This is a genomic window from Paenibacillus sp. FSL R7-0297, from assembly GCF_038009025.1.
Taxonomy (GTDB): Bacteria; Bacillota; Bacilli; order Paenibacillales; family Paenibacillaceae; genus Paenibacillus_AQ.
The window spans coordinates 4,832,615-4,848,219 of record NZ_JBBPAQ010000001.1 but is presented as its reverse complement, the minus strand read 5'-3'; the positions used below and the strand labels follow the sequence as shown (position 1 = coordinate 4,848,219).

At 46.8% G+C, this 15,605-nt stretch carries 13 protein-coding genes; 8 read left to right on the top strand and 5 right to left on the bottom strand.

All coding sequences use genetic code 11. From position 1 onward, the window contains the following. Positions 1 to 15 precede the first annotated feature (15 nt). Both MKZ24_RS21130 and MKZ24_RS21125 read left to right on the top strand, forming a co-directional pair. The gene (locus MKZ24_RS21130; RefSeq protein WP_340786072.1) at positions 16 to 939 is read left to right on the top strand and encodes an alpha/beta hydrolase; all 924 of its coding nucleotides are present in this window, start codon (positions 16 to 18) and stop codon (positions 937 to 939) included. 62 nt (positions 940 to 1,001) lie between these two features. Continuing rightward, complete coding sequence (locus MKZ24_RS21125) at positions 1,002 to 1,205, top strand: hypothetical protein (protein ID WP_042236489.1); 204 nt, start codon at positions 1,002 to 1,004, stop codon at positions 1,203 to 1,205. A 182-nt stretch (positions 1,206 to 1,387) separates the two neighbouring features. Here MKZ24_RS21125 and MKZ24_RS21120 read toward each other — a convergent pair whose 3' ends face one another. Beyond that, the gene (locus tag MKZ24_RS21120) at positions 1,388 to 2,686 is read right to left on the bottom strand and encodes an alpha-glucosidase/alpha-galactosidase (RefSeq protein ID WP_042236490.1); all 1,299 of its coding nucleotides are present in this window, start codon (positions 2,684 to 2,686) and stop codon (positions 1,388 to 1,390) included. A 182-nt stretch (positions 2,687 to 2,868) separates the two neighbouring features. On the opposite strand from MKZ24_RS21120, the gene MKZ24_RS21115 reads away from it, so the two are divergent. After that, positions 2,869 to 3,732: an AraC family transcriptional regulator gene (locus tag MKZ24_RS21115; protein ID WP_340786065.1), complete on the top strand. Its 864-nt coding sequence runs from the start codon at positions 2,869 to 2,871 to the stop codon at positions 3,730 to 3,732. Between the two features lie 104 nt (positions 3,733 to 3,836). Here the strand turns inward: MKZ24_RS21115 and MKZ24_RS21110 are convergent, their stop codons facing one another. Then, complete coding sequence (locus MKZ24_RS21110) at positions 3,837 to 4,265, bottom strand: hypothetical protein (protein ID WP_042236492.1); 429 nt, start codon at positions 4,263 to 4,265, stop codon at positions 3,837 to 3,839. 225 nt (positions 4,266 to 4,490) lie between these two features. On the opposite strand from MKZ24_RS21110, the gene MKZ24_RS21105 reads away from it, so the two are divergent. Further along, positions 4,491 to 8,411 carry a collagen binding domain-containing protein gene (locus tag MKZ24_RS21105; protein WP_340786062.1) on the top strand — a complete coding sequence of 1,307 codons (3,921 nt, stop codon included), beginning with the start codon at positions 4,491 to 4,493 and terminating at the stop codon, positions 8,409 to 8,411. A gap of 103 nt (positions 8,412 to 8,514) precedes the next feature. Here MKZ24_RS21105 and MKZ24_RS21100 read toward each other — a convergent pair whose 3' ends face one another. Together MKZ24_RS21100 and MKZ24_RS21095 are read right to left on the bottom strand one after the other, a co-directional pair. Then, a complete protein-coding gene (locus MKZ24_RS21100) occupies positions 8,515 to 8,988 on the bottom strand; it encodes a hypothetical protein (RefSeq protein ID WP_340786059.1) in 474 nt (157 codons plus the stop codon). 65 nt (positions 8,989 to 9,053) lie between these two features. After that, positions 9,054 to 9,815 carry a hypothetical protein gene (locus MKZ24_RS21095; protein WP_042236498.1) on the bottom strand — a complete coding sequence of 254 codons (762 nt, stop codon included), beginning with the start codon at positions 9,813 to 9,815 and terminating at the stop codon, positions 9,054 to 9,056. A gap of 535 nt (positions 9,816 to 10,350) precedes the next feature. Between MKZ24_RS21095 and MKZ24_RS21090 the strand changes: the two genes are divergently transcribed. After that, positions 10,351 to 12,009 (top strand): DUF6138 family protein, encoded by a 1,659-nt coding sequence (locus MKZ24_RS21090; RefSeq protein ID WP_340786054.1) that lies wholly within the window; start codon positions 10,351 to 10,353, stop codon positions 12,007 to 12,009. 175 nt (positions 12,010 to 12,184) lie between these two features. Further along, on the top strand, positions 12,185 to 13,114 hold the full coding sequence (locus MKZ24_RS21085) for an NAD(P)/FAD-dependent oxidoreductase (RefSeq protein ID WP_042236504.1): 930 nt from the start codon (positions 12,185 to 12,187) through the stop codon (positions 13,112 to 13,114). Here MKZ24_RS21085 and MKZ24_RS21080 read toward each other — a convergent pair. Beyond that, positions 13,098 to 13,877: an ankyrin repeat domain-containing protein gene (locus MKZ24_RS21080; protein WP_042236506.1), complete on the bottom strand. Its 780-nt coding sequence runs from the start codon at positions 13,875 to 13,877 to the stop codon at positions 13,098 to 13,100. The two genes, MKZ24_RS21085 and MKZ24_RS21080, sit on opposite strands and share 17 nt — an antisense overlap. A gap of 157 nt (positions 13,878 to 14,034) precedes the next feature. On the opposite strand from MKZ24_RS21080, the gene MKZ24_RS21075 reads away from it, so the two are divergent. Further along, complete coding sequence (locus tag MKZ24_RS21075) at positions 14,035 to 14,790, top strand: TetR/AcrR family transcriptional regulator (RefSeq protein ID WP_042236508.1); 756 nt, start codon at positions 14,035 to 14,037, stop codon at positions 14,788 to 14,790. Positions 14,791 to 14,817: 27 nt separating this feature from the next. Further along, a complete protein-coding gene (map, locus tag MKZ24_RS21070; protein WP_042236510.1) occupies positions 14,818 to 15,564 on the top strand; it encodes a type I methionyl aminopeptidase in 747 nt (248 codons plus the stop codon). The last annotated feature ends 41 nt before the right edge of the window (positions 15,565 to 15,605 follow it).

Below are 15,605 nucleotides of genomic sequence, written 5' to 3'. Positions count from 1 at the left end.
GCAGGAGGGGTAAGGATGAGTATACAAGTTTATACCAAAAGACGTTCAACAAAGAGTTTTCTATTTGAGAAGTATTTAGCTTTACGAAATACTAAAAAAGGCTTTTCCAGTATTGAAAATACGACACAGTTTGTAAAACGGGCAGGCCTAGAAAACAGTAAGCCCTATAGGATGGGTGTTGTTAAATTCATCAGCAGAATTAAGGAGGAAGCGTTTGAGGGGATTAAGGTTTTTACAATAAATGACCAACAATCCATGACGCAAAAAGTAATTCTCTATATCCATGGCGGCGCTTGGGTTAACCAGCCTTTAAGCTTCCACTGGACGTTCATGGATAGAATGGCACAGTCGCTTAATGCGAAAATAATAGCCCCTATTTATCTTAAAATTCCTAACTATAATTATAAAAACACCTATCCGAAGCTCCTAAACCTGTATAAAGATATTCTGGGAACCGTTAAAAGTTCTGAACAATTGACGATTATGGGCGATTCTGCAGGCGGAAACCTATCTCTAGGCCTGGCCCATCTGCTCAAGATGAATGAGATTCCCCAGCCCAAGGACATCATTCTATTCTCTGCCTGTGTGGATATGGCCCTTACGAACCCGCTTATTCCTGAATATGAAAAGAAGGACCCGATGCTGTCGGTGGGTGGAATGGAAGTCATTACAAGGATCTGGGCGGATGATAAAAGCTTAAACGACCCTATAATCAGTCCCATCTACGGTGACTTTGAAGACCTCGGAAGAATCACTCACTTCATCGGAACGCACGAAGGTCTATATCCCGATGCCATGAAGCTCGATGATATGCTGACCGGACAAGGAATTGAAATCAATACCTTTGTATACCCCAAAATGAATCATGTGTTTGTGATCATGCCTATCCCCGAAGCATTAGACGCCCAGCGGAAGATTATTGAGATTATTAATAACTAGGAGACTCTTATTGCAGACTTAGTGTCGACTTCTATATTATGATATTTTGGAGAGCGTAATATATGAGACTAGCTAAATATTTGAAGTTATCAATAATAATATTATTCGTTCTTGTGATTGGTTCTGCATGCCAAAACAACCAGGAGGGAGGGCCAGACAGCTATATTTCAATGAATGAATTAAGGGGTTTATCGGAAAAGGGCGCCACACTCGATTGGAGTGATTTGAACAAATATTCTTTTGAGGATACCGGTTCAGGATTATAGTTCAGGAATTATCCCATTGAAGGAGGGAACCAGCTTGTACTTACGGGTAAAAGCCTGGAAAGTCCGCCGGAGAGAGAGTATATAGTATGAGTGAATGGAGCCATTGAACTAAAATTTATACTAAGCAAAGAAGCCTCCTATAGGAGGCTTCTTTGCTTATGGCGATAAAACAACTTTCATCTTTATTGATAGTCAGGCAGCCAGTCACCGTGGGCATCGATCAGGTCGTCACACATATTAATGATATCATCCATCGATAGCTCTGCTGCTGTATGCGGGTCCAGCATAGCTGCGTGGTAGATATGCTCTTTCTTGCGTGTCATGGCGGCTTCAATCGTAAGCAGTTGTGTATTGATATTCGTACGGTTCAGTGCGGCACATTGCGGAGGCAGATCGCCTACGTAGGTCGGAGTTACTCCACTGCGGTCAACCAGACAAGGGACCTCGACACAGGCTTCTTTGGGCAGATTAGGAATCAGTCCTGTGTTCATAACGTTGCCTCCGATCTTAAACGGCACATTGGTCTCCATCGCTTCCAGTATATAAGAGGCGTATTCATGTGAACGTTCATGCGTAAGCTCCTGATTATTCACCAGCTCATCACGCATCTGTTCCCAGCGTCCAATCTGTTCTACGCAACGGCGCGGATATTCGTCAAGAGGGATCTGGAACCGCTCGATCAGCTCAGGATAATTTCTTTTGATGAAATACGGATGGTATTCCGCATTATGCTCGGAGGATTCTGTAATATAATAGCCGAATTTCAGCATCATCTCATAGCGGACCATATCACCGTGAGGCTCAAGCTGCTTCTCTGCAGCGAGGCGTTTGATCTCCGGATACAAATCCTTGCCGTCCTTGGTAACCTTAAGCAGCCAAGCCATATGGTTGATACCGGCAATCGTCGCCTGTACACCTTCCTGTTCTATCCCGAGGTGACTGAATAATCCGGGGATACATTGCTGCACGCTGTGGCATAATCCCACCGTATTCACGCCGCCGTAAGTGTTCATCACATTCGTTAGAACGGCCATCGGATTCGTGTAATTCAGGAACAGCGCATCCGGACAGACCTCACGAATATCCGCTGCGAAATCAAGCATGACCGGAATCGTGCGTAAATTACGGAATAATCCGCCAATGCCTACAGTGTCCGCAATGGTCTGACGCAAGCCGTACTTCTTCGGAATTTCAAAATCTGTAATGGTGCATGGATCATAACCACCGACCTGAATGGCATTGATTACATATTTGGCGCCGCGCAGCGCTTCTTTGCGGTCGGTATAGGCGATGATGGTACATGTGCTGCCGCCACTGTTCTTCAGGTTCGTAAGCATATTCTCGGAGTCTTTGAGCCGCTGAAGATCAATATCATATAGAGCAATCTCAAACCCCTGAAGTGCAGCTGTCGCCATGATATCCCCTAGGACGTTCTTGGCGAAAACCGTGCTACCTGCACCGATAAATGTAACTTTTGACATTATACATTAGCCTCCTGTAATTTGCGGAATACGCTTCAGTCATTTGGAAATATGAATATTAATCCGAATGAGAATCGTTGTTCTAGAAGCTTTTTCCGCTCTTATATTCTATAATCACTATAGAATAGAACAGAAGGAACCACTATGGAGAAAGACAAGATAAATATGGAGGAATGTTGTATATGAATCTGGACCATTATGACTTCACTTTAGGGATTAATCTAACACCGGAGGAGCAGGATCTGTCTGTCCTGTTCAGCGGGGAGGCAAGACCTTTTCCTGGCCATAAAATCGGACCTTCCGTTCACGATTTTTATTTGATACATACTGTTCTGGAAGGCGGGGGGCTGTTTCAGAGCGGTATGTTCTCTGCCGAGTGCAGGAGTGGAGACACCTTCGTTATTTTCCCCGGCGCGCTCTTCAGCTATCAGGCAGATCAGGATGTCCCTTGGCATTATGCCTGGGTAGCCATGCAGGGGATTGGCGTTCAAGGACTTCTCTCCGCTGTCGGCATTACAAGAGAACAACCCTTCATGCATTCCGGTAATGTCACAGAGCTTCATAGCTTGTACGAACGAATTCGGCATGCCTTCACGCAGTCTGCTTACCCGCGGCTGGAGAGTCTGGAGGCTTCAGGCTGGGCGCGGCTGCTGCTTCATCAATTCGGGCTGGGTAATTTAAGTGCGCTGCCCCTGCATCCTGCCGAAATGCCCGAGATTATTGACCGGCAGATTGACCAGGCCATCCGCTGGATTTCGCTGCAGTTCCACCAACAGATCAGTATTGATCAACTGGCGTCCTCACTCGGCTACCACCGGGTGCATCTGTCCAAAGCTTTCAAGCAGCGAACCGGCTTGTCACCCAAACAGTTTTTGCTCAAAATGCGGATGGACAAAGCCAGACAATTGCTCGGGGCTCCGCTGACCATTGAGCAGGTAGCTTCGTCCGTGGGCTTCAATGATGCGCTGTATTTCTCGAAGCAATTCCGCAAGCACACGGGCATGCCGCCGAGCGAGTACCGGGCGGGTCTGAGGAACGGGGAATAGGGGAACATTCAGCCTATAGCTGACTGATTCCGATAATCCATACGGGTTCCAATGGTAGTCCTAATGAAGAAAACCAGCCTCTCACGCGGCTGGTTTTCTCATGGTTATGATTTCACTTTTTCAAGCTTAAACACAAATTCCCAAGTTGCGGTATTCCCTGAATATCGTCCTCGATTCTCGACAACTTTTACGGACAGTGATTTATTCTGTGTTGCCTTCAAGGTCGACACTTTAATGGAAGCGGTTGCTGACCCTTCCTCAGGAATTTTATCCTGTTCCTGTGCTTCGGCAAGCAGCTTGATAGTTCCTGTTGAACTAGCATTTATTGTGACGGATTCACCTTCTGCAAGTTCTTCTCCATCTACGTACCCGCCTGACCACCACTCATTACCCACATGATTGTTCTCTACTAAGCTCGCGCTCACAAATGTAACTTTGACTTTCTGAGTCTTAGCGGCTGCTGATAAGGGTTGGGCGCTTATAACGAGAGCGAATACCATCACAGAAACAAGCTTAATCCATTTCCATTTCATGACTTACACCTCTCTCTTAATCTATTATTTACCAATTATAGCAGGTCAATAGGCGTAGTTCTAGAGACTCATATGTTCGTTTTCCCGAAGCTGTTCAGAAATTGTTCATATGTCAGGTTTACAGTAACTTAAACTGCTGTCAGCGCAGGGATGATACAGGTTACGCAGACAATGGGCAGTAGACTTCAAACCAATCGATGACGAAAAAGGAGGAAGTATTCATCAATGAAAATGAAAAAGATTAGCATTTGGCTCGTACTTATTCTATTGGTTACCCAATGGACAACAAGCTTTGGCTCTTTCACTGAACGTGCTCATGCAGAACCCAGTAACATTACGGAAAATCTGATCACCAGCGTTTCTCTGGCCGTGTATACGGATGAGCACTACTCAGAGACAGTCACCGGCAATGTATATCAGCTTGATTCCTATTCTGAGCTGAACTACACGTGGGCATTAGCAGATGGGCATGGTTATGAAGCAGGCTCCACTTTTGAATTTAATATTCCCGATCAGTTTGAGCTTTATAATGATTTGGATGGGGATCTTCTATTTGGTGGGGATACAGTAGGTACCTATCATGTCGATAAAGGTAATAATCATGTTGTCTTTACGTTTAATGAATTTATTGAACAATATGATCATGTGCAGGGGACCTTTACTGTCAGTTCACTGCTTAGTTCTAAAAAAATAAAAGGGTCGACCACACAGCTTGTGGAGTTCCCGATCAATGGCGGCACCCAGGTAATTAAACTTCATTTCAAGCCTAACGTCAGTTCAACTGTAGAGAAGAAAGGTACTCCATTGCCTCAATTCTACAATCCAACGCAAATCGGCTGGACCGTCGATGTCAACAAGGTCTTGGAAAGTGTGGGCAACGCTGTCGTTACCGATGAGATTCCGGACGGGTTGACGCTTGACACAAGCACCATTGTTGTCCGTGAACTTGAGGTAAAGCTGGACGGTACAGTTATAGCAGGTGACATTGTTCCGGGTAGCAGTTATGATGCCACCGGGTCCACCCCGGCGAAGCTGGATTTAAAATTTAAACAGAGCCCAATCACCAAGGCGTATCGTGTAGAATTCACCACCGATATTACAGCCAGCGGTGAGGATGCAGTCAGCTATGAGAATACAGCTATTTTTACAGGAGACAACGGTTTATCAAAAGAATCGAAGACTACCGTAACCGTAGGACGGGGCAAGCCGCTTAACAAGGTAGTCGTTCATCATGATGATGCAAGCCAGACTACGACTTGGGCGATTGAATTCAATTACAATGAAAAAAACATCTCTGCAAACGACGCGATCCTGAAGGATACAATTGACCTCAATCATAAGCTCATCGAAGGTTCACTGAACGTATACCCAGTGACTATTAAGGCCGATGGTACAGGGGTTAAGGATACTGAGCCACTTCCGGAGAGTAAATACACGATCACAAAATCAGTGGTAGATGGTAAAAATCAATTTGAACTCAAATTCAAAGATGCTATTGATTCGGCATACCGCATCGAATACAAAACTAAAGCGCCGGAACGTGTTTTTGAAAATGGCAAGGTCACTAATACAGTGACTTACGGTGAACATTCGGACTCAGCTTCCCAGAATATCACCCAACAAATATTGGTCAAGGGTAACAGCGAAAAAGATTATCTGAACAAGACAGTACGTTGGACAATTACGATCAACAAAGATTCAAAGACGATGGAAAATCTGAAAGTAACGGATAACTTCGTTAACGCTGGACTCAAGCTGGTACCGGGAAGCCTTACCATTAAACCGGTCGCTGGAGGTCCCGCTGTCGTTACTGAGGTTGTTTATACCGAACATGATCCTGTAGAGGCTAACGATGGGTTCACGATTACTTTTAAAGCTCCAATCTCTGAACCGTATACCATAACATACCTCACTAAGTTTAACTTTGATTGGTTGGCAGGGGGGAAAAACCAGTTTGTCAATCAGGCATTGCTGGAATGGGTGGAGAATGGAGAGTCTAAGACCATTACAAGAACATCGACATTCGATCCAAGAGCAGAAGTGAAGAATAACGGTCTCAAGAACGGTTCGTACAATGCCTTCACCAAACAGATTTCCTGGAATGTTGGGGCCAACTATAATATGAAAACCCTGACTAATGCTAAATTGGTGGACACGATCAGCAGCGGTCAAGTTGTGGTTCCGGATTCCGTTAAGGTATTCAAATGGATCTACGGTGCCAATGGAGACCCTTCGGTGGACGTAAACGTCGATGAAGATGATTACAAGGTAACTCTGAACGACGGGAAGCTTGAGGTAAGCTTTAACAAAACGATCAATTATGCCTTTTACGTTACCTTTAAGACTACTTTCGCGGATAAGGTTATTGACGTAAAGACTGTCGATAATACTGCATTGCTGTATGACGGCACAACCAAGGAATCCGCTGACCTGAATGCTTCGGTGAACATTCCTAACGGAGGCGAATATATCGCCAAGACAGGCGCACAAAACAACAATAAGATTGACTGGACGGTCTATATCAACCGTAATCAATCTGTTGTGAAGGACGCTCTGGTAACAGATACTCCGAGTGAGAATCAAATTCTGCTTACTAACACTTATCACCTCTATAAGACAAATGTTGCAGAAAACGGGACAATAACACCCGCAAGCGAGGAATTGATACGCGGCACAGATTATACACTGAACTTCTTGAAAGACAGTGAAGGCAAAGAAAGCTTCGAACTGAAGTTTACCAAAGAAATCTCGGAAGCTTACATTCTTCAATACCAATCTGTAATCACTGCACAAAATAATGAAACAGTCAGCAACGAGGTAGGTCTCACAGGTACGAATGTGAAAGAGGTTATCAAAGATACCAATTCTGAAGTCACGGTTAAGCTCTCCAGCGGTTCAGGCACAGGCAGTGGTGTAAGAGGTACGCTCAGCATTGAAAAGATTGATGCGGACAATCACAGCAATACTCTCAAAGGAGCATCCTTTGACTTATTCCGCGTCATCGGCAATGAGCAGATTTGGATTAATGAGGGAGTAACCGATGACGCAGGCAAGCTTGAATTCACCAAGCTTCTGGGTGGAGATTATGCAATAGTTGAAAAAACTGCACCTGCAGGTTATCTGTTGGATACGACACCTCATGCAGTTAAAATTAATTCAAATACAGGTATTGAGCTGAAAATCACAAACAAAACATCAGCGACGCCAACACCTTCGCCGACGGCAACGCCAGCTCCGACAGCAACACCAACAGTAGCGCCGACGCAATCGCCGACTGTAGCACCGACACCATCGCCGACAGTGAAACCAACGGCAACACCATCGCCGACGGTGAAACCAACGGCAACACCAACAGTTGCACCAACACCAGTACCAACGGCAACACCGACTGTTGTGCCAACACCAGTACCAACAGCAACACCAACAGTAGCGCCAACACCAGTACCAACAGCAACACCGACTGTTGCGCCAACACCAGTACCAACGGCAACACCAACAGTTGCACCAACAGCAACGCCAGCTCCGACGGAACCAACGGCGCCAACAGCAACACCATATGTGCCGTCAACACCGTCATCAACGCCAACAACTCCTTCAATACCAGGAGTCATCGTCACACCGGGTCCAACTGTAGTTCCCACGGTGACACCATCAGTTTCACCATCGGCTTCACCAGAAACTACAAGTGAACCGACAAATGCACCGACATCAACACCTGTAATTAGCAGTCCGCCTAGTCCTCAACCAACAGCTGTCAACACAATTGAGGATATTCCGGTCGAGGGTGAAATTCCGCTTGGAGGAATACCTAGCCTGGGTGAAGATCCTGAGCATGGAACCGTCGTGATTACACCAGACGGGAAATGGAAGTATACACCTGACCCTGGCTACACCGGAAAAGACAAGTTCACTATTATCGTTAGCGATAATGGAGAGGACCAGGAGATTGAGATCGAAGTAGTGGTAGATGAAGTGCCTAAAGGAACAATTGATGAACCTTCACAAAATGAACCAACGAATCAAAGCGGTCTGCCGGGTAAGCTGCCTCAGACCGGTGAAGAAAGTCCGATAGGCATGTACCTAGCCGGAATGGGTCTGATCATCCTTGGTTTCGTGCTCTCGAAGAGATTTAAGACACGCAAGTAGAAACGGCTTTGCAGTCCTTTTTAAAGAACAGTTTTCAAAAAAAAAATGATAAACAAAAGACCGCCGCTTACAATTGAAGCGGCGGTCTTTCAGATCTTTCAGCTCACTCCGTTCGCTTACCGTACGTTTTCTTCCAATAGTCCAGCCATTGCGGATAATCGGTTCCTTTTATCTCGTTCAGTGTTTTTCCATCTATTGAATACTCTCCGCCCGCCATGATTAGGTTTTTGATTTTACTTCTTGGACCGGAGGTTCCGCCTATAACATCACCGTCTACAAGCATGACAGCCACAGAAATAAAGTAATCTTCCGGGCTAAACAACTTTTCCAGCGGATGATTCTTTACAAGAAAATCATAAGAGACGATTTCTTTCCCGAAATAGGCAGAAGGTTCTTTCTCCTGAACTGCCCAGAGCAGCATATAATCCAAGTTTTCAAGCATATTCTGCTCCAAGGTATATTTTGCGACCTCTCCTTCATCCGCAACAATTGTATAACCAAGAGCTTGAAGATAATCGGCGGCGATTTGTTCGTCGGTCTTTCCCGCCGCGGAATCTTCATTGTTGCATCCTATCATTGTTATCAGCACAAGGCATAAGAGGGAATACCCATCCTTTTCGTCTCATTATATTCGGACCATTCTCATTCCAATGTGCCTGAGGCTCTTCTTCTTTGAGTCGCTATGGCTATTAGTGGAACAGCAAAGGCAAGAGATAATCCGAATAAAATAATTGGCAGAAGCAAAGAGGTCTGATTGTCAGAAGGAGAGACATTGGGGCCGCCACCGACTAAAATCACTCCGTCATTTGAATTTCGATTCAAATTATTAAGAGAATCCACAGACTCGCTGATAACATTCAGGATCTCTGCAGGACTTATACTCTCATCATTTGTTAAATTGATATATTCCTCATTAATCGTACTATTAGTATAGACATAATTTAGGTTATAACGTTTATCATCAATAAGCTCGAATTTACCGTTTCCAGCATACTCAGCTTCTACCCGTTTAATTGCACTGTCAAAATCATCATGGTTACTGATGTTGAAAATTTTCCAGGCACCTGATTCAAAAGTGGCATCGACCACCGCAACCTGAGTTCCCTCTAAATAAAGCGGGAATTTATAACCAGTCAATTCATGTGAAAGTGAATCTCCGTGGACATTCACTTGATAATAGGCAACTCCTTCTCCCAAAGTTGCTTCATGAAAGCTTGCTTTGTCGCTGCCGTGAAAGCTAGTCCTCTGGGCTTCAAGAGTATCAGCATAATACTCTGTATATTCCCTAGCGATCGCCCCTTTGATATCTGCCCCAGCTGTCTCCAGACTTGAATCTGCATACACAGCATTTCCCAATGTGAATAGAGCAAATAAAACAGTTAATATAATGGCGCGAATTTTCAAAAAAAAACCTCCTTAATGGATAGTGATTATTTTACAGTTAATTCACTTTTATATTGTTTACTGTATTGACCCAAGTATAGATAGAATTATTGTCCTGCCATACCGGATACGGCATGAATGCTAAGGCCAGAAGCGCCGTATACACTTGCTGTAAAAAGTGAAGCAGAGATAATCGAACAAAAAAATACTGAAAGCGATCTCAATTTTATTTTTTTCACTTTTCTCAAACCCTTCATAAGAATTGAGCTCTCGGCCGAAAGGGCTATAGATGATATTATCATAATTAACTTTATATGGAAGTATGGAAATTAAAGGTTTCACCTTGAAAATTACAGATATCCTTTTAATAAACAGGATCATTTCGGCCTAAGCCGCTAACGATTCCGGCATCAATTCATGATTGATCATCAGACAGATACCCCCAACCGATTTGAACGGTAAATCAAGATACGGTAATATTTAATGTACCTAATTTTTGAGTGGACATGAACAACTTCACTGCCGATATCGCAGTGTAAAGGAGCATGTAATAGACATGGATTATACGCTGGAAGCAATTCTTGAAGAAATGAAGATGGAAATAGACAAGTGGCTCATCTATATCAGTGATAAAGAAGCGGAGAAAATTGTAAAACGGACCACGCTGCAGGCAGGCATTCACGGGTATGCTCTCCTCGAATATACGGATGGCAGAGTGGATGTGACAGATAATTTGCTTGGTTTAAACGAACCGGGTAAAAGGAAGCAGACTACCCCTGAGCAGTTGACAGAGGTACAAGTGCGGGAGCAAATCATTCCTGAGCTTGCTTCGTATATGCAGAACAAATTAAATGCATTGCCGCCGGCAGTCCTGGATTACCGGTTCAGGTTTGACGGGAAATTCAAGGTGAACGAAGGTGTTGTCCATGTGCGCATTCTTGAATATGTAGATGAGGCGAAGAGGCAACAGCTTCTGGAACGCATCAGCCTCTATATCATAAATAAGCTCGAATCTGGCAAATATCCGACCAAGCCGCTAGAAACTTTTTTCCTGGCCCGGCATCTCCTGGATGAAGGACTGTATCCCGTCTTGGATTCCGGCAGAATCATCGCTGTGTATGACAAGATACAAGAGCTGAACAAGGGGAACAAGCAGCTGGCTGAGCATCGCAATACTATCACCGTAGCACTTAGGAACTGGGTAGAGGATCATTGGCTGCCGCGTTATTTCGAGAACACAGGAACCCAGTGGCAAACGGGATTTACGAAGAAGAAAGATGCTGTACTGGAAAATGCCGGGCAAGAAACGGTTGCGCTCGTGATTTATGCTGCAGTTTGCATCCTCAAATATGAGCCTTCCTACAGCAGAAGTGCGGGGCTTGCCTTCCTGCAATGTGCGCTCGAACTCGGCAGTGTCCAGGCTGCACGGCTAATTAATCATGGCAGCGGTGCCTTTGCTGAAGAGGTTACGAGATTACGCTATGATCAGGTGGAATGTAGCGCTAATGATGTATTTGCCGAGGTACGCATTCGTATTAATCAGGAGACAGAGGAGAGTTATGCGTTTGCGCTCCGGTTTCTGACGAATCTGCTGAAGTCGGGCTTTCCAAAAAGCTATCAGATCAAGCTAACCTCCTCAGTTAAGCACTGGCTGCCGCTCAAAGGACTCGCCAAAACGGGCACGCACCGTTTCTTTGCGAATGCGCTTGAATATCCGGAGTTATATCCATTGCTTGAAGAGTACGCCATAGCTGCGATGGAAACCTTCGAATGGTATACGGACACGGAAGGGGAGAAGTGCTGTATGCCGGGCAGCTATGCGGTCTTTGGACTGGGTCTCACAGATCAGGCCTATTTCCCGCTGGCCCTTCAATATATGGAGAAGGTAGATGTTGAACATCAGTCTGTCCAGAATAGATTCACAGCTGCGTTAATCGAACAATACGGCATTAACAGAGAGATGCTTCCCGTGCTGTTGCCGTGTATGCTGTACTGTACAGATTCATTAAAGCTGAAGATGACGCGAGAGTTGGAGAATGTAGGGCTGCTTAGACTGCTGCTCGATCAGGTACACGGCCTGCATTACTACCAGGTGGAACATCTTGTCTACCTGATCTGGGGCGGAAAGAGCAAGCTGCAGAAGCTTGCTGACAAAGCTGAGGGAGAGCAGAAGCAATACCTTGCCGGACTGATCCAAGCGGCCAATCGGAGCTGATGCCACCACTGAAAGCTACTATTAATTTAAAAATAATCATTGCAAAATAGTAATAAACCATCTATTGTGGATAAAGAAGCTCTTTGATATCTGTTTTATCGAATCAAACAAGAAGTCCCAGGCTTCTTGCGGTCTAATTATAGACATCTAGAATCTATGAAGGAGGTTATTCATTATGGAGAAACAATATGCTGATGTGGCAATTATCGGCGGCGGACCGGCTGGTCTGAATGCTGCTTTGGTGCTGGCAAGGGCAAAGAAAAAGGTAGTTGTAATTGATGAGGGGCGTCCACGCAATGCTGTAACTGGCGCGGTTCACGGGTTTATTACCCGCGATGGGATCCCTCCGGGGGAGTTCCGGAGAATTGCACAAGAAGAGATCCTGGCTTATCCTTCGGCATCATTCGTAGCGGATACAGTGATATCGATCGCAGGAACCAACGGTCAGTTTGAATTGAGCACGGTGGAAGGACAAATGATATCAAGCCAAAAAATATTATTTGCTGTCGGCATGAAGGATCAGCCGCTTTCTATTTCGGGTCTTAAGGATGTATACGGAAAAAGCGCCTTCGTCTGCCCGTATTGCGACGGCTGGGAATTAAGGGATCAGCCGCTTGTCGTCATCTCGAAGGGGACAGTCCTCATGCATTTCGCTCCGGTTATTTCCGGATGGACAAACCAGCTTACGGTTTGTACGAATGGTCCGGATGAATTGACGGAGGCTCAGCGCCAGGAGTTCCAGCACAATGATATTCCCTTGTACGACTCACCGATCCGGCACATCGACTCGAATGATGGCATCGTTCACCAGGTTGTGCTGGAAGACGGAACGGCGATTCCGTGCAGGGGAATCTTTTTCAAACCCGAGCTGGTGATGGGCTCTGATCTTCCGCGCTCTATCGGATGTGAATGTACGGAAACAGGAGTACTCGCCGTTAATGAATACGGAAAAACAAACATTCCGGGCATTTATAGCGCCGGGGATGCAGCATCCATGATGCATCAGGCTATAGCTTCGGCTTCGGCGGGCTCATTTGTGGCTGCAGTCATGAATAATGAGCTGAATACCGAGGCATGGATGAAAAACCTCAAAGAAGTCCGGTAGCAGATTTAGCACCCAGACCCTGCAGCCATTGTACCAACTCAGTAGCAGCATTGCGCTGAGCAGCGTCTAAGGGAGTGAGGCCGTCCCACACTGAAATCCAGTTAATATCAGCCTTACGGTCGAGCAGGTATTCGGCAGCATCTCGTTGTCCGCCGTGGCAAGCGCACCAGAAAGCGACGTTCACCTCGTCCGGAGGCGATGAGTGTCCCGCTCCCCAAGGGTATTGCTGTGAGAGCGGGTCTCCGGCAAAGTGAGCTTCCATAGCATCTACCAGACCCAACGCAGCTGCATGCCAAAGAGCAGCTTTGGCTCCACGCTCAATTAATCTATGTGCTGCCCGCCATTGCGCGAATGCCACTGCGTCGTCCAGCGGCGTTCCGCCGGCTATGACGGCACCGGAAGCCTCGATGTCAGCACCGGCATCGAGGAGGAGATCAAGTACTTCGACATCATCGCAGCTCGCAGCCCAATGAAGCGGGGTCTCGCTGTGCGGGCCAGTAAACGGGGCATTCACATCCGCACCGGCCTCTATCAGTGCTGCAACTGTAGCTGTATTGTTAGGGAAATGGCCGGGCCAATCAGTTGCAATATGCAGCATTGAACGCAATTCCCCGTTCCTTACCATTCTTGAGGCGGCTAACCCGGAATTCTCATCAAGCAGCAGTTTCAGCATCGGGATATCGCCGGTATGAATCGCTGTAATTACCGAAATACCCAGCGAATGGTCCTCTGGAATGTAAGCTATGTTCTTCTCATCACTCATGATTAGTATGCCTCCCGTTCATAGGTATATCGCAACGGACTCCTTCACTAATCATACTTCATATGTAGCCAACTTCAAAAAGATACTTGTTATTCCCGTGCCGATGTTTTATATTGACATATCAGCAGGTCAAAAACAAAAGAGGTGGATGGACGAGATGACTCCACGTACGAAGGAACAAAATGAGGATATCCGGCTGCGTCGGCTGGCACAGATCCGCAAAGCCGCAGCCGATGTGTTTTTGGATAAAGGGCCATTGCTGGAAATCCGCGATGTGGCCGCTCAGGCGGGACTCGGGTATGGTACGGTATATCACTATTACAGCAATAAAGGCGATTTGCTCAACGATCTGCTATGGGACGCGCTGGACCGGGCCGGGGGATGGATGGGTGCCCAGCGGGAGGCTCCGGGGAAAATCCCATTGGAGGTTCTACGCGATTCAACTTCAATGGAGGCAACGGCGGGTAGACATATGGGGTTGGCTGCTGTGACAGACACCATGAGCACGGGAGCCCCGGATTCCTTAAGCGGCAGCGGTGAAACGGCCGCAGCCGTAGAGTTTGAACCCGCCACCGCCAGCGTCCGGCTGCTACAGCTTTGGGCGGAGGACCACTCCGTATTCCTGCTTTATAAGCTGGCGGGGGAGGGCTTTACTTCGCTGCCTGAAGGGCGTTCATCCCTGCTCTTGAACGCTTTCTGCCAGGAGGTGCTCATGCCATTTGCTGCACTGCTGGAAACCGGGAGCGCGGTGGAGGGGGCTGCTGCTTCCGGCGGAAACGCAGCGGAATCACCGGGTAAGCTGCAGCGAGCGGAAATGCTACTGGCCGCCATGACTGGCTGCGCTTCACTTTCGCTTCGCCGTGGGAAGCTGCACGAGGAGGCCGGGGATATCATCCGGCTTCTGAAATTCTAGCATGGATAAGGAGCGAATAAATCAAAAATGATTATTCTAAAATCACCCCGAGAAATCGATGAGATGAAACAGGCGGGTCAAATCGTGGCGGATTGCTACCGCGAGGTGGCCAAACTGATCGAACCTGGGATTACCACCCAAGAAATCAATGACTTTGTAGCCAGGCACATCACCAGGCTGGGCGGCAAGCAGTTTACGAAAGGTTATAACGGGTTCCCCGCTGAAACCTGTATTTCGATTAACGATGTGGTGGCACACGGCATTCCTTCGAATCGGGCGGTTATGGATGGTGACTTGCTGAAGCTCGACATCGTCGCGGAATACGACGGATGGTTCGGCGATTCGTGTGTGAGCTATGCGGTGGGCAACGTCCGGCCGGAGGCGCAGCATTTAATGAAGGTGACGAAGGAATGTCTGGACCTGGGGATCGCCCAGGCGGTTCCCGGAGGCCGGCTCGGCGACATCACATCGGCGATTCAACAACACGCAGAAGCCAGCGGCTATTCCGTTGTGCGTGATCTGCTGGCTCACGGGATCGGGCGGAGCCTGCATGAAGAGCCGAGCTACGAGCATATCGGCATAGCCGGCAAAGGCATCCGGTTAAAGGAAGGCATGGTATTTACCATTGAACCCATGATCAACGAAGGTACGTACCGCATCACGATTGACGATGATGAGTGGACGGCAAGAACAGCAGACGGCAAGCTGTCGGCGCAATATGAGCATACGATCGCAATCACGGCGGACGGTCCGTTGATTCTAACTGCCCAATAAGTGTGGGGAAAATAACTGCTGAGTCCAGCCAGTAATTAATA